This is a genomic window from Pseudomonas sp. TH39(2020) (assembly GCF_016650715.1).
Classification (GTDB): Bacteria; Pseudomonadota; Gammaproteobacteria; order Pseudomonadales; family Pseudomonadaceae; genus Aquipseudomonas; species Aquipseudomonas mandelii_C.
The window spans coordinates 460951-484342 of the sequence record NZ_JAEKFF010000008.1; the positions used below are offsets into that span (position 1 = coordinate 460951).

Consider the following 23392-nt stretch of genomic DNA (forward strand, 5'->3'; position numbering starts at 1 on the left):
GATTGTCTGCGCTAAGGACCTGACAGATGAATGTGATCGAATATTTTGATCGAGTAAGAATCATCAATATCTCGTCAAGAAGGGATCGCCGTTTAGAAACAGTAGAAGAATTCACTCGCAATGGCTTTCACATTGATGATGAAAAAATAGGCTTTTTTGAGGCTGTTACGCCCAGTGAGGGAAATGGCTTCCCGAGCGTCGGGGTCAGAGGCTGCTTTTTGAGTCATCTGGGGGTGCTGGAAGAGGCAATGCGCCTGAATTTGAAAAATATCTTGATCATGGAGGACGACATACAGTTTTCCAGACATATTTCTCAATATGGGAAAGAGGCGATCGAGTCTCTGGAAGGTATGGAGTGGGACATCGTCTATTTTGGGCATCCGTTTGAAGAAAATTCAAACTTGCCCGCTTGGAAAGCAGTCGACCGGCCAATACATTTGGCCCATTTCTATGCTGTAAACGGAAGATGCTTTGGGAAATTGAGGGATTTTTTATTCCAGGTTCTGGAGCGGCCGCCGGGGCATCCTGACGGAGGTCCGATGCATTATGACGCTGCTCTCAATACGCTTATTCATAAGAATAAAGAAATTTCGGCTTACTATTTCACCTGGAATTGTGGCTATCAAAGGCCCTCGCGGACGGACCTGCATGAGCTTTCCATCTTTGACAGGGTGCCTCTCCTGCGGCCGGTAATGGGTATGCTTAGGAGGTTGAAGGCAAAAAACCTGAGAAGAACTCGATAGTTTTCTCCCTTATAGGGGAGGTCTGAAGTACCCAATGTCTGACGTAACCAACCTGGCACGGTGCAGGAGCCGTGTCTGGGTGATTGTGGCGGACCGCCCTTGTCATTTGCGCGCCAACTTGTACCGGACGCACTCCTCATAAAAGCTCTCGCGCAGGGCTGCGGGCTTCATCCGCGAATTACTGTCATAGGTCTGCTCGGTAATGCCCATCGCCATCATGTGCATCCACGGCTTGCTGAACTTGTAGGTATGTAACTTCTGCCGCGCCGCGTACAGTGAAACCCCGGACAGCTTGAGTTCCTGGGCTCTCGCCGCGGTACCTGCGCCCCAGCTGCAAATGTAACGATCATTTGATGCCAGCTCTTTGGCCTGGACAGAGGCGGCAACGCTCGCCAGGCCTAACGAAATCAGCGCAACCATCACATTCCGCATTTGCATTCGATCCCAACTACCTGAAAATAAATTGATTTTGGTCAAAAGTTTCAGACTTCGGGGCCAGCAAAATGCCTTAAGTGCGCTAAAGCTTGTTTTCTCCGTTGTCTTACGGACGTTTTTTGATCGAACGGGTGACACTCGAAGAAGCTGCGGATAGGCCGTTGCTGGCCTGTCTCAAGGCACTGGAAGCCTTCGACAAATCCTTCCCGGGTTTCACCCATGACACCCAAGGGATCGAAAGCTAGGGCGGGGTTTATCGCTTGCTGGTGTTGAAATGAGCTAGCGCCTGTACATGCAGCAAAGTAAAAAAAACGGGCGCCCTGAAGGCGCCCGTTTTATGTGTCTTCTCCTGAGCAATTAACCCTTCGGGTTTAAACCCTCACATTGCGCCCCGGCAACGATGATCGCTGGCTGGTTTCCCAATCCTGGGCCAGACCGACGGGCGCATCGGACGCCGGCAACATGGTGCGCCCACGAACCAAATCGGAGGCCCGCTCGGCCAGCATGATGGTCGGTGCGTTGAGGTTGCCGTTTGGCTCGGTCGGAAACACCGACGAGTCAATCACCCGCAACCCCGCGATGCCCCGCACACGCAGCTCGGAATCAACCACGGCCATCTCGTCTTCGCCCATACGGCACGAGCCACAGGGATGGTAGGTGCTTTCCAGGTTTTCACGCACGAAGGCGTCGATTTCTTCGTCGGTGTTCACCTGTGGCCCGGGGGCGATCTCGCCGTCGCGGAAGCGGTCCATCGCCGGTTGGCCGATGATCTCGCGAGTCAGGCGGATGCAGCGGCGGAAACCTTCGCGGTCCTCTTCCCGTTGCAGGTAGTTGAATTGAATCTGCGGATGTTCGTAAGGGTCCGCGGAACGCACCCGAACATAACCGCGACTTTTCGGTTTGTTCGGCCCGGTGAGCACCATGAAGCCATGGCCCTTGATCGGTTTGTTGCCGTCATAACGCATGGCCGCGGGCAGAAAGTGGAACTGAATGTCCGGCCAGCGCAGGCCCTTGTCCGAGCGGATGAAACCACCGGCCTCGAAATGGTTGGTGGCGCCGAGTCCGTCCTTGAACAACAGCCAGCGCAGACCGATCAACAGTTTGCTCAGCGGGTCCATTTTGCTATTGAGCGTCACGGGTTCCTTGCAGCCGAACTGGATATACACCTCGGCGTGATCCTGCAGGTTCTCCCCGACTCCCGGCAGGTCATGACGCACGCCGATCCCGGCTTTGCGCAAGACCTCGGCCGGACCGATACCGGAGCGTTGCAACAAGTGTGGAGAGCCGATGGGCCCGGACGATACGAGCACTTCCCGGTTGCAATAGACCTGGTGCGTCTGGCCTTCGTGGTCATACATGACGCCAACGGCTCGCTTGCCTTCAAGGATGATCTGACGGGTCATTGCATGGGTGATCACGGTCAGGTTCGGACGTCCCATGGCCGGACGCAGGTAAGCGTTGGCCGTGGAGCAGCGTACGCCGTTTTTTACCGTCATGTGCATGGCACCGAAGCCTTCCTGCATGTAGCCGTTGCAGTCATCGGTCTTGATGTAGCCTGCTTCTGCGCCGGCCTCGACCCAGGCTCCGTACAACGGGTTTTTCATGTGATTGCCGTTGGTGGTGTGCAACGGGCCGGTGCTGCCGCGATAGCCGTCACCGCCCTCCTCGTAATGTTCGGCCCGTTTGAAATACGGCAGGCAATTGCGATAGCCCCAGCCCTCTGCACCGAGGGACTCCCATTCGTCAAAGTCATAAGCGTGGCCACGGATATACACCAGGCCATTGATCGACGAAGAGCCACCCAGCACCTTGCCCCTTGGGCAGTGAATGCGACGTCCGTTGAGGAAAGGCTCAGGCTCGGTTTCGTAGCGCCAGTTGTACTTCTTGGTGTTCATCGGGATCGAAAATGCACTCGGCATCTGGATCACCACACTGCGGTCGCTGCCGCCGAATTCCAGTACCAGCACGGAGGTGGCCGGGTCTTCGCTGAGGCGGTTGGCCAACACACAACCTGCCGAGCCGGCACCGATGATGATGTAGTCGTATTTTTGCGTAGCCATGATTATCTCCGGACCGTCGATTCGTTGAAAACGTGCAACGAAGGCAGGGGCAACTTGTCGCCGGTGGTGTATTGCGGGGATGTTTTTTCGATGTGCTGGATGACGGCTTCTTCGCGCTTGAGGTCGATTGAACGGCTGAACCAGTAGTAGACCAGCCCCGACACGATCAGCCCGACCAGCCAGGCGATATCGATGCTGCCGAGCGCTTTGGCGAGCGGGCCGACATACACTTCACGCTGCTCGACGCCGTCGTAGATGTAGAAGAACGGGATCATCGAGATGAAGCCGATGGCATACGCCGCGATGCCGCGCAGGCCCCAGCTGCCGTAGATGTTGCCGTGCGGCATGAAGAAATGCGGGATGGCGTAGCGGCCTTTGCGGACGAAGAAGTAGTCGGTCAGGTTGACCGAGGTCCATGGCACCAGGAAGTACAGCATCACCACCAGATAGATGCCCAACACTGACAGTCCTTTGCCCGAACTCTGGATGCTCAGGGCCACGCCCAGTTGCAGCAGGATCACGAAACCAATCGCCAGAATGCGTGCCTTGCGGGTCGGTTCGATGTGCTTGATGGAATCGACGCAGGTCAGCGTGGTCAACTTCGCGCTGTAGATGTTCATGGCGATGACCGGCAGGAACGCCAGGATCGTGACAACCACCACCACAGTTCCCATCAGTGGCGACACGGTGTTGCCGACTTGCCCAAGGGCCACCAGCACGTCCGTGGAATGCAGGTGATCGGCCAGCCAGCCACCGACAGAGATCATCCATGCGCCGGACAACGAGGCACCCAGGAACACCACGGCGATCAGTTTGCCGCTGGAGGTGTTCTTCGGCAGGTAACGCGAATAGTCGGACACATACGGGGCGTAAGCGATGTTGTAACTCGCCGCTGCCGCGAACTGGGCGATGAAACCGGTCCAGTTGAAGCCCAGCGGCGCTGGAGCCACTTCACCGGCCGCGAGTACCGGCACCGCGGCATCGGGAACCCAGCCCATCAGCACGGCCAACGTCACCAGACCGTAAAGCGGAAGCGACAGGTACAACGCCCATTTGAAACTGCGGTGCATCCAGTCATGTCCGAGGATCGCCAATACGGCCGCCGGTATCGTCACCGCCACCGCGATCACCGCGGGGTTGAAACCGAATAGCGTGTGCAGTCCCTGCATCATCAACACCAGGTTGACGATGTTGAAACCGGCGAACACAAATAGCGTCGCCAGCAGCACCAGGATCACACCGCGATAGCCGAACTGCGCACGGGACTGGATCATTTGCGGCAGGCCAAGGTGCGGACCTTGCGAACCGTGAAAGGCCATGAACAACGTGCCGAACATGATGCCCAGCGTGCCGGCCAGTGTGGTCCAGAGCGCGGTCAGGCCGACGCTCGGTCCGACGAAGCCGATGGTCATGGTGAAGAAAGTGAAATTGCCGAGGAACCAGAACGGGCCTTGGCTAGACAGTTTGTCGGTGCGCTCGCTCTCCGGGATGAAGTCAATTGAATGGCTTTCGACGACGGGTTTGTCGTCCAGGACCGACACGCTCAGGGCTGACTTGGCGTTAGTGTTCATGATGGTCTCTTATTGTTGGAAGATCATGACGAGATAACTGCATTCTTTTGGTGTACACCCCTGTGGGAGCGAGCCTGCTCGCGAAGGCGATGTGTCAGGCGACATTGATGCTGAATGTGCCGGCATCTTCGCGAGCAGGCTCGCTCCCACATGGGATTTGAGTCAGCCTTGACTCAGGGAAGTGTGATCCAGACTGCCTTGGTCTCCAGCAGGTAATCGAGCTGCTCCGCGCCCAGGTCCTTGCCGAATCCGGACTGCTTGTAGCCACCGAACGGCATCGACGGATCGAGGGTGCCGTGGGCGTTGACGTAGACCGACCCCGCTTTCAACCGTGGGATCAGGCTGTGCACCTTTCCAAGGTCATTGGAATACAGTGCGGCCGCCAGGCCGTAAGGCGAGTCATTGGCCAGGGCCAAGGCCTCTTCTTCATCGTCGAACGGTGCGGTGACCAGCACCGGACCGAAGATCTCTTCCTGGACGATGCGCATGTCGTTGCGGCAATGGGCAAAAATGGTCGGTTCGACGAAGAAACCGGGGCCTTCGACAGGCTGACCGCCGTAGACCAGTTCGGCACCTTCTTGCTTGCCGGTTTCGATGTAATCGGTCACTCGCTCCTTCTGCAACGCCGAGACCAACGGGCTGATGAAGCAGTCTGGATCCAGACCCGGTGCGATTTTCAGCGTGCGGGTGTAGGCAATCAGTTCGCGCAGGAATTCGTCGTAGACGCTGCGATGAATATAGGCCCGCGTACCGGCATCGCACACCTGCCCCGAGTTGAAAAACACGCCGTTGGCAATGGCCTGGGCGGCGGCCGGCACGTCGGCATCGGCCAATACGATTACCGGTGATTTTCCTCCGAGTTCGAGGGTTAGTCGCTTCATTTCGTCCAGCGCGGCGCGGCCGACGGTACGGCCGACCGGGGTCGAACCGGTGAAGGTGAGCTTGTCGATACCGGGGTGCGTGGCCATCGCCGCACCGACCACGCTGCCGCGTCCGGTCACGATGTTGATCACCCCGTCCGGGATGCCGGCTTCCTGAACCAGTTCGGCAAAGCGCAAGGCTGACAGCGAGGTCAATTCGGCGGGTTTAACCACCACGGTGCAACCGGTTGCCAGCGCCGCACCGAGCTTCCAGGCCATGGTTTGCAGTGGGAAGTTCCAGGGCACGATGGCGCCGACCACACCTACCGCTTCCTTGCGGGTATAAGCCAGGTAGTTGCCCGGCAGCGACGGTTCAACGGTTCGACCATGCAGCTTGGTCGCCCAACCGGCGAAATACCGCAGCGTATCGACCGTACCCTGGATATCGACATCCCGCGCGAAGGCGACTGACTTGCCCATGTCGATCGATTCGATTTCCGCCAGTTCGGCGGCGTTGCTTTCAATCAGGTCCGCCAGGCGTTGCATCATCCGCTCGCGTTCTGCCGGTTTGGCCTGACGCCAGGCGCCACCGTCAAACTGTGCCCGGGCGGCTTGCACGGCGCGATCCAGATCCTGTGTGGTGCCCATCGGAATGCGCGTGATCAGGCCCTCGGTCGACGGCTCGATAACATCGGATGTCTGCCCGTCACTGGCCTCGACAAAGGTGCCACCGATGAACATCTTCTGAACCTTGCTGAGGAAGGTCTGGGTGGCTTCGGATACACCAAATTTCTGGAGATACTGTTTAACGATCGTGTCCATTTTTATTCCCTCTGTGCGGCGGTCAGATCACGCCGTGGCCGTGGTGGTTTCGCTCGTGACTTGCCGAGCTTGAGCCCGCTCGTGGAAGATGAAACCAATGCTGTTGAGCAGCAGTTGCGCCGCCAGAATCGAGGTCATGCCGGAAGGGTCATAGACCGGTGCAACCTCCACCAGATCCATGCCAACGATGTTGCCTTTACTGCGCTTGGCCAGGGCCTGGATGATTTCCAGCACTTCGTAATAAAGGAAGCCGCCGTGACTTGGGGTGCCGGTGCCAGGGGCGATGGACGGGTCGAAACCGTCGATGTCGATGGTGATGTAGTAGTTGATGTTCTGCGGGATCAACGCCAGCACACCTTCGACGCCGAGGCGGCGCACATCACGGACCGAAAGGATCTTCGAGCCGGCCGCATGGGCCGCTTCGTAGTCATCGCGATTGGACGAAGACACGTTGCGGATACCCATCTGGGTCATGCCGACAATGTGGTTCATTTCGGACGCGCGACGCAGCGGGTTGCCATGGCCGTAGCGAACGCCATGACGTTCATCGACGAAGTCCAAGTGCGCGTCGAAGTGGATGATGTGGATCGGGCCACGGCCCTCGAACGCCTTGATCACCGGCGCGTGAACCGAGTGATCGCCACCGAGTACAACCGGCATGACGCCGGCATCCAGAATCTTGCGCACGGCGTACTCGGTGTTCTCGTTACTGGTGACCATGTCGGTGTGCACGATATCAGCGTCACCCACATCGACCATGCGCACATCGGCGGCGGTCAAGTACATGACGTCGTCTTCGTGGTCATAGGCGCCGGCATGGCCGAAGGAAAACAGGGTCGATGCCTCACGAATGCCGCGTGGTCCGAAGCGTGCGCCGGAACGCCACTGGGTGCCCATGTCGTTGGGCACGCCGAGGACCGCCACGTCCGCATCCAATGCATCCCAATCGGTGCACACCGGGGATTTGCCAAAGGTGCAGTGACCCACGAATGGCAGGTTCAGGCGACCGGATTCATAACCGTTGTTCGACATTTCAGGCATCTCCAATTCTTGTTATCAGCTGGCGGACTTGGAAGGCGACCGCCGTTGAAATGACTATGGGCGCAGGTTTTCGTGGAAAAAATGCTAAACATCAGATACTCATATCGGCATTACCGATGCATCCACACGCGGGAGGTTCAAGGTGATCCAGCTGCACGATGTCGATCTGAAACTGCTCAGGGTGTTTGCCACGATTGTCAGGTGCGGGGGCTTTTCCGCCGCGCAGGCGGCGTTGAATGCGGGCCAATCAACCATCAGCGAACAGATGACTCATCTGGAAACCCGGCTGGGGGTCAAGCTCTGTCAACGCGGGCGCAGCGGCTTTCGTCTGACCGAGCAAGGCGTGGCGATCCACGAAGCCACTCAGCGTCTGCTCTCGGCGGTGGAAAACTTCTGCATGGACGCCGACGTGCTCAAGCAGCACATCAGCGGCAAGCTCAATCTGGGGATCATCGACACCACCATTACCGACCCCGATTCTCCACTGCCGCGCACCACCCAGCGCTTCGTATCCAGAGGGCATGATGTGCACCTGAACGTGTACGTCGGCGCCCCCGCAGAACTGGAAGAACGCGTACTCGATGGCCGCCTGCACCTGGCCATCGGGCACTTCCCGATCTACGTTCCGGGCCTGCTGCACTCACCGCTGTATCAGGAAGCACTGGGGTTGTATTGCGGGCGGCGGCATCCGCTGTATGGCAGCAAGGCCGAGGGCGACGAACTGCTCGAAGAGATTGCCGCGAGCCGGATTGTCGTCAGGGGTTACATGCAGCAATACGACCTGGAGCACCTGGGCGTCAGCAAGGCCGCCGCGACCGTGGACAACATCGAGGCTTTGGCCATTCTGCTGATCTCCGGCGCCTATCTGGGCTTTCTGCCGATGCACTTCGCCGCCCAGTGGATCAAGACCGGCGAGATGCACCAACTGGCGCCCACCAGCTTGCAACTGATGTCGCCGTTCGACGTGATCACCCGACGGGGCACTGCCCCGCCGCCGATCCTTCAGGCGTTCCTTGAGGATCTGGCCGCTTGTTCGCGCACCACCGGCACCACCTGACAGACACTGCTGGTGCCGGTCATACTCATTCTGTTCGTAACCCTTGCAGGCCACCTATGCGCATCCACGTCACCTTCATCGACCGAGTCGGCATCACCCAGGAAGTGCTGGCCCTGCTCGGTGGGCGCCGTTTCAACCTGGATGCCGTCGAGATGGTACCGCCCAACGTTTACATCGATGCGCCCACCCTCGGCGCCGATGTGCTGGGGGAGTTGCGCGAGGCTTTTCTTGGGGTGCGGGGCGTGCAAGCGGTGACGATGGTCGACATCCTCCCGGGGCAGCGCCGACGCTTGCAACTCGATGCCTTGCTGGCGGCCAGCACCGACCCGGTGTTGGCGGTGGATGAGCGCGGTCATGTGCTGCTGGCCAATCCAGCGCTGATTTCTCTGTGCGGTCGAGAACCGGCCGGTGAGCCATTGACGGCGCTCTTCGATGATCCCGCCTTGCAACGCACATTGATCGAACACGGTTTTCGCCTGCCCATGCATGAGGTCAGCCTCGGTGGCCAGACGCTGCTGCTGGACGCCATGCCGATCACCGATGCTGGCGCCCTGCTGACCCTCTATCAACCGAACCGCATCGGTGAACGGCTCTCGGCGCTGCATCATGACCATGCCGAAGGTTTCGACGCGCTGCTCGGCGAGTCACCGGCGATTCGGACCCTCAAGGCCCGTGCCCAGCGCGTGGCAACACTCGACGCACCGCTGCTGATTCAGGGCGAAACCGGCACCGGGAAAGAGTTGGTCGCCCGCGCCTGCCACGCGATCAGCGCACGGCATGACTCACCCTTTCTGGCCCTGAACTGCGCGGCACTGCCGGAGAGCCTCGCCGAAAGCGAGCTGTTCGGCTATGCCGCGGGCGCCTTCACCGGTGCCCAGCGCGGCGGCAAACTCGGCCTGCTGGAACTGGCCGACCAGGGCACGGTGTTCCTCGACGAAGTCGGCGAAATGTCGCCCTACCTGCAAGCCAAGTTGCTGCGCTTTTTAAGCGACGGCTGCTTCCGTCGGGTGGGTGGCGATCGTGAGGTCAAGGTCAACGTGCGGGTCCTCAGCGCGACTCACCGAGACCTGGAGAAAATGGTCAGCGAAGGCAGCTTTCGCGAGGACCTGTTCTACCGCCTCAATGTGCTCAACCTGCAAGTACCACCGTTGCGCGAGCGCGGTCACGACATCCTGTTGATGGCCAACCACTTCATGCAGCAGGCGTGCGCGCAGATCCAGCGTCCGGTCTGTCGCCTGGCGCCCGGGACCTATCCGGCATTGCTCGGTAACCGCTGGCCGGGCAATGTGCGGCAACTGCAAAACGTGATCTTCCGCGCCGCTGCCATTTGCGAAAACCCGCTGGTGGACATCGACGACCTCGACATCGCCCGCACCGCCGTCGAGCGCAAAAACGACGGCGAGGTCGGCAGCCTGGAGGATGCCGTCGAAGGGTTTGAAAAGAATTTGCTGGAGCAGCTTTACAGCAGTTATCCGTCCAGCCGTTTACTGGCGGCACGCCTGCAAACTTCCCACAGCGCGATTGCCGTTCGGTTGCGTAAGTACGGCATTCCGAACAAGCCGTGAAGCCTCTACCGGTACACAATCCCGCCACCAACACTGACCCTGTGGGAGCGAGCCTGCTCGCGAAGGCGGTGTGACAGGCGACATAAATATCGACTGACACTCCCTCTTCGCGAGCAGGCTCGCTCCCACGGAGATGGGTGTCTTAAAATCGATACAGCGTATCGAAATCAAGACAAAACCTCTCGACGTGTCTGCCCTAGACTTCGCTCCCTCCTCTGCGCATGTCTGTATTGATTTCAATACGGAAGCTGCGCACCAATTCTGCTAAAAACATCTCAACTCGTTGATTTTTAATAAATAAATAAGATTGGCACCGCCCTTGCTATCAACCCTCAAGCCACGCTCGCTGCCCGGCACGAGCCTGCCAATCGCCATCCGCCACCAGCAGCGGATGAGTCAGAACAATGAGGAGTTGATATGAGCGAATTGCGTTTTACCGTCGATCACGAATGGCTGCGTCTTGAGAGCGATGGCCTGATCACTGTGGGGATCACCGCTTATGCCCAGCAAGCGCTGGGTGATGTGGTCTTCGTTCAGGTGCCTGAACTGCGCACCTTCGGTGCTGGCGATGAGGTGGCGGTGCTCGAGTCGGTGAAAGCTGCCAGCAGCGTGTACATGCCGCTGGACGGCGAAGTGGTCGAGGTGAATTCGACGCTGGAAAGCTCTCCCGAATTGATCAACGAAGACGCACTGGGTGAGGGCTGGTTCTTCCGTCTGCGCCCCAGCGACACGCGTGCAATGGACGCCCTGCTCGACCAGGCCGCTTACGAGCGCCTGACCAACGACGACGCTTGAGGATTTGCGTATGACCACCCTCCTCGACACCCGCAACGAATTCATCGCCCGCCACATCGGTCCGCGCGCCTTTGATGAGCAAGCCATGCTCAACAGCCTCGGCTTCGACTCCCTGGAAGCCCTGAGCGCCAGCGTCATCCCCGACAGCATCAAGGGCACCAGCGTCCTCGGCCTCGAAGACGGCCTGGGTGAAGCTGACGCCCTGGCCTTGATCAAATCCATCGCCGGCAAAAACCAGCTGTTCAAGACCTACATCGGCCAGGGCTACTACGGCACGCACACGCCGTCGCCAATCCTGCGCAACCTGCTGGAAAACCCGGCCTGGTACACCGCCTACACCCCGTACCAACCGGAAATTTCCCAAGGCCGTCTCGAAGCGCTGCTGAACTTCCAGACCCTGATCAGTGACCTCACCGGCCTGCCGATTGCCAACGCCTCGCTGCTGGATGAAGCCACCGCCGCCGCCGAAGCGATGACCTTCTGCAAACGCCTGAGCAAGAACAAAGGCAGCCACGCGTTCTTCGCTTCCGTGCATTGCCACCCGCAAACCCTCGACGTGCTGCGCACCCGCGCCGAGCCGTTGGGCATCGACGTGGTCGTCGGCGACGAGCGCGAACTGACGGACGTGACGCCATTCTTCGGCGCCCTGCTGCAATACCCGGCGAGCAACGGTGATGTATTCGATTACCGCGAACTGACCGAACGCTTCCACGCCGCCAATGCGTTGGTCGCGGTCGCCGCCGACCTGCTGGCCCTGACCGTGCTGACCCCGCCGGGTGAATTCGGCGCCGACGTGGCCATCGGCAGCGCGCAACGCTTCGGCGTGCCGCTGGGCTTCGGTGGTCCGCACGCAGCGTATTTCTCCACCAAGGATGCGTTCAAGCGCGACATGCCCGGCCGTCTGGTCGGTGTGTCCGTGGACCGTTTCGGCAAGCCGGCCCTGCGCCTGGCGATGCAGACCCGCGAGCAACACATCCGCCGCGAGAAGGCCACCAGCAACATCTGCACCGCCCAGGTGCTGCTGGCCAACATCGCCAGCATGTACGCCGTGTACCACGGTCCAAAAGGACTGACGCAGATTGCCAACCGCGTGCATCACCTGACGGCGATTCTGGCTAAAGGCTTGAGCGCAATCGGTCTGAGTGTCGAGCAGGAAAGCTTCTTCGACACCCTGACCCTGAACACCGGCGCCAACACTGCCGCGTTGCACGATAAAGCGCGCGCCCAGCAGATCAACCTGCGCGTGGTGGATGGCGAGCGTCTGGGCCTGTCCCTCGACGAAACCACGTCGCAAGCCGACGTGGAAACCCTGTGGGCCCTGCTGGCCGACGGCAAGACCCTGCCGGACTTCGCCGCCCTCGCCGCTTCCGTACAAAGCACCATTCCGGCCGCCCTGCTGCGCCAGTCGCCGATCCTCAGCCACCCGGTGTTCAACCGTTATCACTCGGAAACCGAGCTGATGCGCTACCTGCGCAAGCTCGCCGACAAGGACCTGGCGCTGGATCGCACCATGATCCCGCTGGGTTCGTGCACCATGAAACTCAACGCCGCCAGCGAAATGATCCCGGTGACCTGGGCCGAATTCGGCGCCCTGCACCCGTTCGCCCCGGCCGCGCAAAGCGCCGGCTACCAGCAGCTGACCGACGAGCTGGAAGCGATGCTCTGTGCCGCCACCGGTTACGACGCGATCAGCCTGCAACCGAACGCCGGTTCGCAAGGTGAATACGCCGGCCTGTTGGCGATCCGCGCCTACCACCAGAGCCGTGGCGAAGACCGTCGCGACATCTGCCTGATCCCGTCCTCGGCCCACGGCACCAACCCCGCTACCGCCAACATGGCCGGCATGCGCGTGGTCGTCACCGCCTGCGATACCCGCGGCAACGTCGACATCGAAGACCTGCGCGCCAAGGCCATCGAGCACCGCGAACACCTCGCCGCGCTGATGATCACCTACCCGTCGACCCACGGCGTGTTCGAAGAAGGCATCCGCGAAATCTGCGGCATCGTTCACGACAACGGCGGCCAGGTGTACATCGACGGCGCCAACATGAACGCGATGGTCGGCCTCTGCGCGCCGGGCAAGTTCGGCGGCGACGTGTCGCACCTGAACCTGCACAAAACCTTCTGCATCCCCCACGGCGGTGGCGGCCCGGGCGTTGGCCCGATTGGCGTGAAATCGCACCTGACGCCGTTCCTGCCGGGTCACGGCACCATGGAGCGTAAAGAAGGCGCGGTCTGCGCTGCACCGTTCGGCAGCGCGAGCATTTTGCCGATTACCTGGATGTACATTCGGATGATGGGTGGCGCCGGCCTCAAGCGTGCTTCGCAACTGGCGATCCTCAATGCCAACTACATTTCCCGTCGCCTCGAAGAGCACTACCCGGTGCTCTACACCGGCAGCAACGGCCTGGTGGCACACGAATGCATCCTCGATCTGCGTCCGCTGAAAGACAGCAGCGGCATCAGCGTCGATGACGTCGCCAAGCGCCTGATCGATTTCGGTTTCCACGCCCCGACCATGTCGTTCCCGGTGGCCGGCACGCTGATGATCGAGCCGACCGAAAGCGAATCCAAAGAAGAACTGGACCGCTTCTGCGACGCCATGATCCGCATCCGCGAAGAAATCCGCGCGGTGGAAAACGGCACGCTGGACAAGGACGACAACCCGCTGAAAAACGCCCCGCACACCGCGGCGGAAATCGTCGGTGAGTGGACGCATCCGTACAGCCGTGAGCAAGCGGTGTATCCACTCGCAACCTTGATCGACGCCAAATACTGGCCGCCTGTAGGTCGGGTCGACAACGTGTTCGGCGATCGCAATCTGATCTGCGCCTGCCCGTCGATTGCCGACTACCAGGACGCCTGAAAACAACACATACCCCCTGTGGGAGCGAGCCTGCTCGCGAAGGCGGAGTGTCAGTCACTTTTGAATCGCCTGGCACCCCGCCTTCGCGAGCAGGCTCGCTCCCACAGGTGTACATCAGCCCCATTCAGTGAACAACAGAGGACTCCACCATGTTCAGCAAACACGACCAGATCAAAGGCTACGACGACGAACTGCTGGCAGCGATGAACGCCGAAGACGCACGTCAAGAGCACCACATTGAGCTGATCGCTTCGGAAAACTACACCAGTCAACGGGTGATGGAAGCGCAAGGCAGCGGCCTGACCAACAAGTACGCCGAAGGCTATCCGGGCAAGCGCTATTACGGTGGCTGCGAACACGTCGACGTGGTCGAACAATTGGCCATCGACCGCGCCAAACAGCTGTTCGGCGCCGATTACGCCAACGTCCAGCCGCACTCCGGCAGCCAGGCGAACGCGGCGGTCTATCTGGCGTTGCTGCAAGCCGGCGACACCGTGTTGGGCATGAGCCTGGCCCACGGCGGTCACCTGACCCACGGCGCCAAAGTCAGTTTTTCCGGCAAGTTGTATAACGCCGTTCAGTACGGCATCGACACCGCGACCGGGCTGATCGATTACGACGAAGTCGAACGCCTGGCCGTCGAGCACCAGCCGAAGATGATCATCGCCGGTTTCTCCGCTTACTCGAAGACCCTGGACTTCCCGCGTTTCCGGGCGATTGCCGACAAGGTCGGCGCTTATCTGTTTGTCGATATGGCCCACGTTGCCGGGCTGGTAGCGACCGGTCTGTACCCGAACCCGATTCCCTTTGCCGATGTCGTCACCACCACAACCCACAAGACTCTGCGCGGTCCGCGCGGCGGCCTGATCCTGGCCAAGGCCAATCCGGAACTGGAGAAAAAACTCAACTCAGCGGTGTTCCCCGGTGGTCAGGGTGGCCCGTTGATGCATGTCATCGCGGCCAAGGCTGTGTGCTTCAAAGAAGCGCTGGAGCCGGCCTTCAAGTCCTATCAGGCGCAAGTGATCCGCAACGCCCAGGCGATGGCAAAAGTCTTCATTGACCGAGGTTACGACGTCGTGTCGGGCGGTACCGACAACCATCTGTTCCTGGTCAGCCTGATTCGTCAGGGCCTGACCGGCAAAGACGCCGACGCCGCCCTCGGTCGTGCCGGCATCACCGTGAACAAGAACGCCGTACCGAACGATCCGCAATCGCCGTTCGTGACCTCTGGCCTGCGCATCGGCACACCGGCGATCACCAGCCGTGGTTTCAAGGAAGCCCAGAGCATCGAGCTGGCGGGCTGGATCTGCGACATTCTCGATCACCTCGGCGATGCCGATGTCGAGGCCAACGTCGCCAGACAGGCTGCCGCGATGTGCTCTGATTTCCCTGTCTACCGCGACTGATCCGCAGCGGGAGGGCTGGCCCGCACTTTGTAGCAGCTGGCGAAGCCTGCGTTCGGTTCGGGCCGCGATCGGACGCAGCAGTCGTGAAATCAGACGATGCGGTGTTTCAGACAAACCTTGCACTCAGGTTTTACGACTGCTGCGCAGCCGAACGCAGCCTCGCAAGCTCGACAGCTGCTACAAAGTGCCGGCCGCCCCCCCGCTCGCGCTAAAGGAAAAACGACATGAGTATTCTTGTGGAAACGACCGGCAAAGTGCCGGTAAAAATGCAAGTCGGGGTCAAACTGCGCGGTGCAGAAAAAGTCGCGCGAATTCCGGTGAAGATCATCCCGACCGATGAGTTCCCACGCAAACCCGACTGGATTCGCGTACGCATTCCGATCTCCCCCGAGGTCGACCGGATCAAACAGTTGCTGCGCAAACACAAACTGCACAGCGTCTGTGAAGAAGCCTCCTGCCCGAACCTCGGCGAGTGTTTTTCCGGTGGCACGGCGACCTTCATGATCATGGGTGACATTTGCACCCGCCGTTGTCCGTTCTGCGACGTCGGCCACGGCCGACCAAAACCGCTGGACGCCGACGAGCCAATGAACCTCGCCGTGGCCATCGCCGACCTGCGCCTCAAGTACGTGGTGATCACCTCGGTGGACCGTGACGACTTGCGCGACGGCGGCGCCCAACATTTCGTCGATTGCCTGCGCGAAATCCGCAAGCTGTCGCCGGGCGTGCAACTGGAAACGTTGGTGCCCGATTACCGCGGTCGCATGGACGTGGCCTTGGCGATCACCGCCACTGAGCCTCCCGATGTGTTCAACCATAATCTGGAGACCGTCCCGCGCCTGTACAAAGCCGCGCGGCCGGGTTCGGATTTCGAGTGGTCACTGGATCTGCTGCAGAAGTTCAAGCTAATGGTCCCGCATGTACCGACCAAGTCCGGCCTGATGCTGGGCCTTGGCGAGACCGACGAGGAAGTCATCGAAGTCATGCAGCGCATGCGTGAGCACGATGTCGACATGCTCACCCTCGGCCAATACCTGCAACCGTCGCGCAGTCACTTGCCGGTCCAGCGTTTCGTCCACCCCGACGTGTTCGCCTGGTTCGCCGAGGAAGGTACGCGGATGGGCTTCAAGAACGTTGCGTCCGGTCCTCTGGTGCGCTCGTCCTACCATGCGGACCAGCAAGTTCAGCGGGTAACGAGCACTGTGGATTCCCTCCTTACTGCTGGATTCGATTCCCCTTGAAAGCCTCACGCCGTGCGTTGCGTTCTTCGATGTAGGCGGCGCTCGGCTCGCTGATCAGTTCTTCACGGCGCAAGAGTTCGCCGCAATGTTCGCAAAGCGGCCCTAGCCCTGCGGGTTGGCCACAGGTTTTGTGGGTATAAACGACCGCCAACTCCTCTTCCGGCGACTTGCACCAGGTTTCTCCCCACGCCCGCAGCGCAAGCACCACCGAATAGAAGGCCTGCCCTTTCGGGGTGAGGTGATATTCGTAGCGTGGCGGCCGCTCGTTGTAAGGACGACGTGCGACGAGCCCGTCAGCCTCCATATTTTTCAGGCGTGCGGCGACCATTTGCGGGGTTCCTCCGGTCTGCGCCTGGATCTCGTCGAATCGATGGCTCCCCATGAACAACTCACGCAGGACCAATACGGTCCAGCGGTCTCCCACGACCGCCTCAGCCCGTGCAATCGGGCACAGGGTTTGAACAGCACTTGTATTTACCGACATAAGGACTTGCCTCTTCTACAGTTGCTATGATTATCATATCAACAGCGTGCCAGGGCAAGCCCTCGGCACGGGTCATCCCAAATCCCTGGAGAAAATCGCCATGTCCAAAGCCATTTATCCCCTCAACAGAACCGCGTATCTGCTGGTCGATCCTTACAATGATTTCCTGTCGGAAGGCGGAAAGGTCTACCCCTTGATCGAGCCGATTGCCGAGCAAGTCGGCCTGCTCGACAATCTGCGCGCCCTCGACCGCGCCGTCCGTGCACTCGATATTCCGGTGGTCATCGTACCGCACCGCCGTTGGGAGCAAGGCGACTACGAAGGCTGGGATCATCCAAGCCCCACACAATGCAAGGTCATGCACATGCATCACTTCGCACGCGGGGAATGGGGTGGCGAATGGCACCCCGATTTCGCGCCAAAGGATGGCGACATCGTCGTTCAGGAACATTGGGGCTCAAGCGGATTTGCCAATACCGACCTTGATTTTCGCCTCAAGCAGAAAGGCATCACGCACGTGATCATCGTTGGCCTGCTGGCGAATACCTGCATCGAGGCAACCGCGCGCTACGCCGTGGAACTCGGTTACCACGTCACACTGGTGCGTGATGCGACCGCTGCCTTCAAGCCGGAAATGATGCAGGCCGCGCATGAACTCAACGGCCCCACGTTCGCCCACGCCATTGTGGCGACGGACGAGCTGATCGCGTCTCTGGCACAGCAGGGGTAACACGCCATGAAATTGACTGGAAACCTCATCATTGGTGCAAACGAAGTCCCGGCCACTGAAGGGACCATGAAGGCACTCAACCCCGCAACCAACCAGTTGATCGAACCGGATTTCGCATTCGGTGGTGTGGCGGAAGTCGACCAGGCTGCGACGCTCGCCGACGAAGCATTTGACCGTTACAGCCATACCTCGCTCACCCGGCGCGCGGCGTTCCTGGAAAGCATTGCCGACAATCTCGACGCTGTCCGCCATGAGCTTGCCGCACGGGCCGCGCTCGAAACGGGCCTGCCTGAGACTCAGCTTGAGGGCGAAGCGGCAAAAGCCGCCACCCAGTTTCGCCAATTTGCGGATGTCGTACGCAAAGGACGCTTCCTCCAGTTGGCCATCGATCCGGCACAGCCTCATCGTCAACCCCGCCCACGCATGGATCATCGACTTCAGAAAATGGCGATCGGCCCTGTGGCTATTTTCGGTGCGAGCAACTTTCCAATTTCATATTCGGTCGCAGGTGGCGATACCGCTTCAGCGTTGGCAGCCGGCGCGACCGTCATCGTGAAGGCGCATAACGCTCATCCCGGCGCATCAGAAATTCAGGCGCGTGCCATCCGCAAGGCGGTGCAAGAGAACGGACTGCCAGAGGGTGTTTTCTCGATGGTACGTGGCAGCGGCAACACGATCGGCGAAGCCTTGGTCGATCATCCGTTGATCAAGGCTGTGACGTTCACCGGCTCGGAGCACGGCGGCATGGCGCTGTACCGGCGTGCGCAGCAACGCCCCGACCCCATTCCCGTATTCACCGAGATGACCAGCGTCAACCCCACGTTCATCCTGCCCTATGCGCTGGCCGCGCGTGGCGCGCAAATCGGTGATGGCTTTGTCGAGCGCATGCTGGTCAATGTGGGGCAAGCCTGCCTCAGACCTGCCATCCTCTTCGCCATCAAAGGGGCTGGCTTTGAACCGCTGCGCGCCGCCATGATCAAGCGCGTCACCGAAGCATCGGCGCGCACCATGCTGACGCCGGGTATTCATGCCTCCTACTTGAACGGCCTAGCCACAATGGAGAGCGTTGGTGCAAGTCGCGTCGCCGAAGGCTCGCTATCCAACGCTGATGTTGATGGCCAATCGGTGTTGCATGAGGTCGACGGTCAACGCTTCCTGACCGAGGCGGTACTTGCGCAAGAAGTATTCGGTCCTTCAGCACTGCTGGTGAACGTCGAGGATGAGGATGAACTGCTCGCCGTCGCTCGCTCAAGGGCCAGCTCGGCGCCGCCATGCATCTTGATGAGCGTGATATGCCATTGGCTCATCGCTTGCTGCCGGTCCTGGAGCGGCGCACCGGGCGAATCGTTGTCAACGCCTTCGCGCATCCTCAGGAGGTGTCTTTCGCCACCATCCACGGTGGACCGTTTCCGGCAACGTCGGACAGCCGCTTCACCTCGGTTGGCATGACGTCGATTGAACGCTTTTTGCGCCCGGTGTCGTACCAGGGTTTTCCTGATGAGCTATTGCCTGAGTCATTGCGCGAGTTTGATCCCTTGGGGCTGCCTCGCCTCGTAGACGGCCAATAAAAGCCATCCTTGAAGCAGTCTTTGCCAACCCGCCCGGCGGCGCCCGCTCGTTGAGCGAGGCCGCCGGTCAAGCCCGCGGACTCAGCCCTTGGCCGCCATCGCGGTGACTTCCACGCGCATGCCTTCAACCGCCAGGGAGGCCACGCCAACGGCGGCCCGAACCGGCCAGGGCTTGGCGAAGAAGCGCTGGTAGACCTCGTTGAAGGCGGCGCGGTCGGCCATGTCGGTGAGGTAGATGGTCAGATGCAGAACCCGGTCCATGGAACTGCCGGCGTGCTCCAGCGCAACCTTGAGCGCCTGCAGCGTGCACTCGCTTTGCAGGGCGATGTCGCCCAATTCCAGACTGCCATCGGCGCGGGTAGGGATCTGAGTGGAGACCAGTAGGCCGCCGAAACCGGCGACATCCGAGGAGATGGATTGCGGATCGGGGTCGGGGAGAAAGGTGAGGTCGTGGTTTGCCATGGGGATCTCATGCATGGGGTGGTAAAGGGGCTGTCGAGTATATAGCGGCTGGAAAACCCGTCTAAGTATTAACGCTTTCGTTGCAACGCTGCCGACGGTGGAAATTCTTTTGTAGCCAAAACAATCCAGGGAAAGGTCATTCCAGTAGCGAGACCAGGCGCGGCTCAATTGAGGTCTCAAACACCTCAAGCAGAGCCAGCGTCACCGGCAGCTTGAAACGCCGGCGTCCCGCGCTGCCGGGATTGAGGTAGAGCTGTTCGCCGCGCCATTCTATGCGGGGCTTGTGCGAATGGCCGGTGATCACCAGCTTGATGCCTGCATCAAGCACGGCGGGGACATCGGCACTGTCATGTACCAGCAAGGTCTGCCATCCGTTCAGGTCGAAACATAGGCAGTCGGCGAGATTTTCCGCCCAAATGGCGTCCAGATCATTGTTCCCCCGGACCACGTGCAGGGGGGCTATTGACGCCAGTTGATCGAGAATGTCGGGATTGCCGATGTCGCCCGCATGAATAATCCGCTCACACCCCTGCAGTGCAGCAAGGGCTTCGGCGCGGAGCAAGCCATGGGTATCGGAAATCACGCCCACTTTCATGCAGCGCTCCAGGTCCGGTTCATGGATTGGCACCTATTCCTCAAAGCGGCCCGTGGCATCACGATCGCGCTCGTATCGTTTTGTGAGCGGAAACGGCGGCAACCAGGACTCACGACGCATGATCCAGCTTTCGTAGGTTGGCATCAGTTGGTCAGGGGCATCCAGGGACCCCAGGTTCACTTCGATTTCGTCGTCGGTGCGTGCAAAAACGGACGAGCCGCAGCGGGGACAGAAAAACCGCCCGGCGTAGTCGCGTGTTTCGCCTTCGATCGTCACCGCGCTCTGAGGGAATATCGCGCTAGCATGAAAAAGCGCCCCATGATGCTTGCGGCAGTCGAGACAGTGACAAAGGCCGACCCGATACGGGAGTCCTGACGCCTCAATTCGGACGTTGCCGCACAGGCAACCCCCCGTGAATCGCTCCATGCTGCGTCTCCTCTAAAATCAAGCAGTCGGAGCGTGCCCCCCGACTCAAGGCGCATTAACCACGACATAAGTCACATCGCTGCCCTGATACTGCGGTTGATACCAGGTCGAACCGCACTGCATGTAAGCCGTGTTGTACTGGATGACTTGCACGCAACTGGGAGGCAATTGCGCTGGCGTGAAAATCGACCCGACCACCGCCGCTGTCACCGCGACCGTTGCGGTGACGGCCGCCGCCGTGGCGATCGGATGGTAGTTATCGTCGTAGCCATAGCGGCCACGCCCGTCTACGTCGATGTCCACGTCGCGGCTGTTGTCGATGTTGACGTTACGGGTGCCGTTGTTGATGTTGGTTCGGTTGCCGACCGTGTTGCCGGTATTGGCCCGATTTCCAGAGTTGACTGTGTTACCGGCATTCGCCCGATTCCCAGAGTTGACTGTGTTACCGGCATTCGCCCGATTTCCAGAGTTGACTGTGTTACCGGTATTCGCCCGATTCCCAGAGTTGACTCTATTGCCGGCATTGACCCGATTGCCCGCATTGACGTTGGTAGCGCGTTGCGCGGTATTGCCGGTGTTGACGCGCTGAGCCCTTTGGGCACTGGGCGGCGGCGCACGATTGACCGATGCCCTGGCTTGCCCTTGGGCGCGCTGGGGTCGGGCATCCACATAAGTGACCAGGCTCAGCGTCAGTACCGAAGTGGTTGCGAGCGATAACAACAGGCTCCACGACATCGTCCTGTTCATGTCATTCCCCTCCCTGATCACTGGCTTTCTTCAATGGAATCGCCACGTCGCCTTTAGCCGGCGCGAAGGTGAAGATCGAGTTCTTGATGCCCGGCTTCAGGTTCCAGCGATACACCGCGCTATATTCCGGAAAACCCGGTTCATCGGTGGTAGTGATCACCAGTTTGCACGGCAGTGGCTTGTCGGATCGGGTGATCCACAACTGCCAGTCAACGCCCTCCTGCCGAAAGGCCAGGTGATCACACAGTTGCCCCTTGATCGTCGACGGACCGACGTACAGCGCCGCTTTCAGTGCATCGATCTGCGCCTGATCGCTGCCAAACAGAAACAGGTCCTCCATGGGCACCTGAATCCCATAATGATTTTCTATCATGTGCAGCGTATCGGAGATTTTAGGCGGTGCATCCACGGTGGTGTAGTACTTGAGAAACGGAGAATACTGGGTCAGTTTTTTGCCGTTGTAGAAGAACTCTCGCGTTCGAACATCGCCTTCCGTTTTGGCATACATCCGATCGCGACCCACCACTTTCAAGACAGTCGAGGCTTCGGTCTTGATCTTCTGGCCAGACTCCAGAACGGTATCCCGGGACACTTCGGCGTCGACCTGAAACGTCGGCAGACTGCGTAGGTAAGTGCCCATATCGATGAGTTTATCGACCACTTGCGGGTTGATTGTCGGGGTGGCGCCCGGTGTTGGCGGATCGTCGGCACGAGCCCCGGGGATCAGCGCCAGGGTGAACAACAGGCAGAAAACACTCGCGTTGGCTTTCATTGATCCCGCTCCTGGGCCTGTGCACGACTCTTAAGCCTAGTCCCGGCGTGCCTCGTTCGCCAGAAGGGCAAAAACCCTATGGGCAAACCGGATTGGAGCACTCTATGATTGAGCCCCATGACCACCACGCCTCCGATCCGCCAACCCTGCCCGCCCGGCGCCTGCGACTGCGGGCGTGACCCGCTGCTGGAAACACCGGGGGCGGACGTGCGCATCCTGTTTCTGACCCGCTCGGAGGAAAAGCGCCTGATCGAACGCCTGGAAAACCTCCAGAGCCTGAGTGATCTGGAACGCCTGCAACAGCGGATGTATGAGCAGTTGGGCATCCGCGTCGACATCGCCCCCGGTTTCAACGAAGTACGCACCATGCGCGGTATCGGTATTAACCTCGGCGAACAACCGGGGCTATGCCGCAAAACCCGTCAGTCGATCCCGGCCGCGATTCGCCGCGCACTGGAAAAACGCCCGGAGATTGCCTATGCGCTGCTCAACGCCAACGACCTGTTGCGTGATGCGTGAAATCAGCCCCATGAACATCGTCCTCGAATTCCCCGTCACGGACGACATACTGACGTCATTCGCTCTGGTGATCGGCGCTGATCTGCCGGGCTATCGCAATCACATTTATCGGGTGTTGAACTTCTATATCGCAATCAGCGGCATCGCCGGTCTGCCGTCCGAAACCGTGCAGATCGCGGCGGCCTTTCATGATCTGGGCATCTGGACCGACCGGACCCTCGACTACCTGGAACCGTCGGTTCGCCTGGCTGAGGGTTATCTCGCCGACCGGCAACTGTCGCACCTGAACAGCGAAGTGAGGGCACTGATCCTGGAACACCACAAAGTGCGGCCCTATGGTGCCGCCCATGCACTGAGCGTCGAGCCCTTCCGGCGAGCCGATGTCATCGATGTATCCCTCGGCGCGGTGACATTCGGCCTGCCACGGGACTTCATCAAAACGGTGAAGTCGACGTTTCCCAATCGTGGGTTTCACGGGATGCTGATCAGGCTGACTGCGCGACAACTCCTTCGCTCCCCGCTCCGCCCACTGCCAATGTTTCGTTGGTGAAACAGGCATCATCCACGGACTGATACAAAGGCAACGAAACAGGATCAGCGGTCATACGCAGAGTCTGGCCCGCTGCT

The 23392-nt window shown here is 59.9% G+C and carries 21 protein-coding genes and 2 pseudogenes; 12 read left to right on the forward strand and 11 right to left on the reverse strand.

Translation table 11 applies throughout. The features are described 5' to 3' along the window. Positions 1 to 26 precede the first annotated feature (26 nt). The gene (locus JFU47_RS30405) at positions 27 to 743 is read left to right on the forward strand and encodes a glycosyltransferase family 25 protein (RefSeq protein WP_201187921.1); all 717 of its coding nucleotides are present in this window, start codon (positions 27 to 29) and stop codon (positions 741 to 743) included. A gap of 102 nt (positions 744 to 845) precedes the next feature. On the opposite strand, the gene JFU47_RS30410 is transcribed toward JFU47_RS30405, so the two are convergent. Next, positions 846 to 1175 (reverse strand): hypothetical protein, encoded by a 330-nt coding sequence (locus tag JFU47_RS30410; protein WP_134418540.1) that lies wholly within the window; start codon positions 1173 to 1175, stop codon positions 846 to 848. 149 nt (positions 1176 to 1324) lie between these two features. Between JFU47_RS30410 and JFU47_RS30415 the strand changes: the two are divergent. Then, a pseudogene (locus tag JFU47_RS30415) lies at positions 1325 to 1423 on the forward strand (Orn/Lys/Arg family decarboxylase); the annotation flags it as partial. Positions 1424 to 1549: 126 nt separating this feature from the next. Here JFU47_RS30415 and betA read toward each other — a convergent pair. From betA to speB, 4 genes are all read right to left on the reverse strand, one after another. After that, positions 1550 to 3238 (reverse strand): choline dehydrogenase, encoded by a 1689-nt coding sequence (gene betA / locus JFU47_RS30420; RefSeq protein WP_201187925.1) that lies wholly within the window; start codon positions 3236 to 3238, stop codon positions 1550 to 1552. Between the two features lie 2 nt (positions 3239 to 3240). Continuing rightward, positions 3241 to 4809 (reverse strand): purine-cytosine permease family protein, encoded by a 1569-nt coding sequence (locus JFU47_RS30425; RefSeq protein ID WP_201187927.1) that lies wholly within the window; start codon positions 4807 to 4809, stop codon positions 3241 to 3243. A 173-nt stretch (positions 4810 to 4982) separates the two neighbouring features. Continuing rightward, entirely contained in the window at positions 4983 to 6491 is a 1509-nt protein-coding gene (locus JFU47_RS30430) for an aldehyde dehydrogenase family protein (RefSeq protein WP_201187929.1), read from the reverse strand. 27 nt (positions 6492 to 6518) lie between these two features. Further along, complete coding sequence (gene speB, locus JFU47_RS30435) at positions 6519 to 7523, reverse strand: agmatinase (RefSeq protein ID WP_123368824.1); 1005 nt, start codon at positions 7521 to 7523, stop codon at positions 6519 to 6521. A gap of 151 nt (positions 7524 to 7674) precedes the next feature. Between speB and JFU47_RS30440 the strand changes: the two genes are divergently transcribed. The 6 genes from JFU47_RS30440 to lipA all read left to right on the forward strand — a co-directional run bounded on the left by JFU47_RS30440 (position 7675) and on the right by lipA (position 16462). Further along, on the forward strand, positions 7675 to 8589 hold the full coding sequence (locus JFU47_RS30440) for a LysR substrate-binding domain-containing protein (protein ID WP_201187931.1): 915 nt from the start codon (positions 7675 to 7677) through the stop codon (positions 8587 to 8589). A 56-nt stretch (positions 8590 to 8645) separates the two neighbouring features. Then, positions 8646 to 10154, forward strand: a complete 1509-nt coding sequence (locus JFU47_RS30445; RefSeq protein WP_201187933.1) for a sigma-54-dependent transcriptional regulator — start codon at positions 8646 to 8648, stop codon at positions 10152 to 10154. A 417-nt stretch (positions 10155 to 10571) separates the two neighbouring features. Continuing rightward, positions 10572 to 10949, forward strand: coding sequence for a glycine cleavage system protein GcvH (gene gcvH, locus JFU47_RS30450; protein WP_201187935.1), 378 nt, complete (start codon positions 10572 to 10574; stop codon positions 10947 to 10949). A gap of 10 nt (positions 10950 to 10959) precedes the next feature. After that, entirely contained in the window at positions 10960 to 13815 is a 2856-nt protein-coding gene (gene gcvP, locus JFU47_RS30455; protein WP_201187937.1) for an aminomethyl-transferring glycine dehydrogenase, read from the forward strand. Between the two features lie 149 nt (positions 13816 to 13964). Then, the gene (gene glyA, locus JFU47_RS30460; protein WP_201187939.1) at positions 13965 to 15221 is read left to right on the forward strand and encodes a serine hydroxymethyltransferase; all 1257 of its coding nucleotides are present in this window, start codon (positions 13965 to 13967) and stop codon (positions 15219 to 15221) included. A gap of 224 nt (positions 15222 to 15445) precedes the next feature. Continuing rightward, positions 15446 to 16462, forward strand: a complete 1017-nt coding sequence (lipA, locus tag JFU47_RS30465) for a lipoyl synthase (RefSeq protein ID WP_201187941.1) — start codon at positions 15446 to 15448, stop codon at positions 16460 to 16462. Here the strand turns inward: lipA and JFU47_RS30470 are convergent. Beyond that, positions 16437 to 16946: a winged helix-turn-helix transcriptional regulator gene (locus JFU47_RS30470; RefSeq protein WP_201187943.1), complete on the reverse strand. Its 510-nt coding sequence runs from the start codon at positions 16944 to 16946 to the stop codon at positions 16437 to 16439. The genes lipA and JFU47_RS30470 overlap by 26 nt on opposite strands. A gap of 100 nt (positions 16947 to 17046) precedes the next feature. Here JFU47_RS30470 and JFU47_RS30475 point away from each other — a divergent pair, with 100 nt between their 5' ends. Then, entirely contained in the window at positions 17047 to 17676 is a 630-nt protein-coding gene (locus JFU47_RS30475; protein WP_140681186.1) for an isochorismatase family cysteine hydrolase, read from the forward strand. 6 nt (positions 17677 to 17682) lie between these two features. Then, positions 17683 to 19244 (forward strand): annotated as a pseudogene (locus JFU47_RS30480) (aldehyde dehydrogenase (NADP(+))). Positions 19245 to 19325: 81 nt separating this feature from the next. Here JFU47_RS30480 and JFU47_RS30485 read toward each other — a convergent pair. The 5 genes from JFU47_RS30485 to JFU47_RS30505 all read right to left on the reverse strand — a co-directional run bounded on the left by JFU47_RS30485 (position 19326) and on the right by JFU47_RS30505 (position 22246). Continuing rightward, positions 19326 to 19706, reverse strand: a complete 381-nt coding sequence (locus JFU47_RS30485) for a RidA family protein (RefSeq protein ID WP_123369193.1) — start codon at positions 19704 to 19706, stop codon at positions 19326 to 19328. A gap of 136 nt (positions 19707 to 19842) precedes the next feature. Further along, positions 19843 to 20301 carry a metallophosphoesterase family protein gene (locus JFU47_RS30490; protein ID WP_123369203.1) on the reverse strand — a complete coding sequence of 153 codons (459 nt, stop codon included), beginning with the start codon at positions 20299 to 20301 and terminating at the stop codon, positions 19843 to 19845. 33 nt (positions 20302 to 20334) lie between these two features. Continuing rightward, positions 20335 to 20727 (reverse strand): GFA family protein, encoded by a 393-nt coding sequence (locus tag JFU47_RS30495; RefSeq protein ID WP_201187946.1) that lies wholly within the window; start codon positions 20725 to 20727, stop codon positions 20335 to 20337. Positions 20728 to 20772: 45 nt separating this feature from the next. Further along, complete coding sequence (locus JFU47_RS30500) at positions 20773 to 21474, reverse strand: hypothetical protein (RefSeq protein ID WP_201187948.1); 702 nt, start codon at positions 21472 to 21474, stop codon at positions 20773 to 20775. A 1-nt stretch (position 21475) separates the two neighbouring features. Beyond that, a complete protein-coding gene (locus JFU47_RS30505; protein WP_201187950.1) occupies positions 21476 to 22246 on the reverse strand; it encodes a DUF2092 domain-containing protein in 771 nt (256 codons plus the stop codon). A 117-nt stretch (positions 22247 to 22363) separates the two neighbouring features. On the opposite strand from JFU47_RS30505, the gene JFU47_RS30510 reads away from it, so the two are divergent. Together JFU47_RS30510 and JFU47_RS30515 are read left to right on the forward strand one after the other, a co-directional pair. Then, on the forward strand, positions 22364 to 22765 hold the full coding sequence (locus JFU47_RS30510; RefSeq protein ID WP_046049539.1) for a hypothetical protein: 402 nt from the start codon (positions 22364 to 22366) through the stop codon (positions 22763 to 22765). Further along, complete coding sequence (locus JFU47_RS30515) at positions 22758 to 23315, forward strand: HD domain-containing protein (RefSeq protein WP_240050542.1); 558 nt, start codon at positions 22758 to 22760, stop codon at positions 23313 to 23315. The genes JFU47_RS30510 and JFU47_RS30515 overlap by 8 nt, the downstream gene beginning before the upstream one ends. Positions 23316 to 23392: the final 77 nt, after the last annotated feature.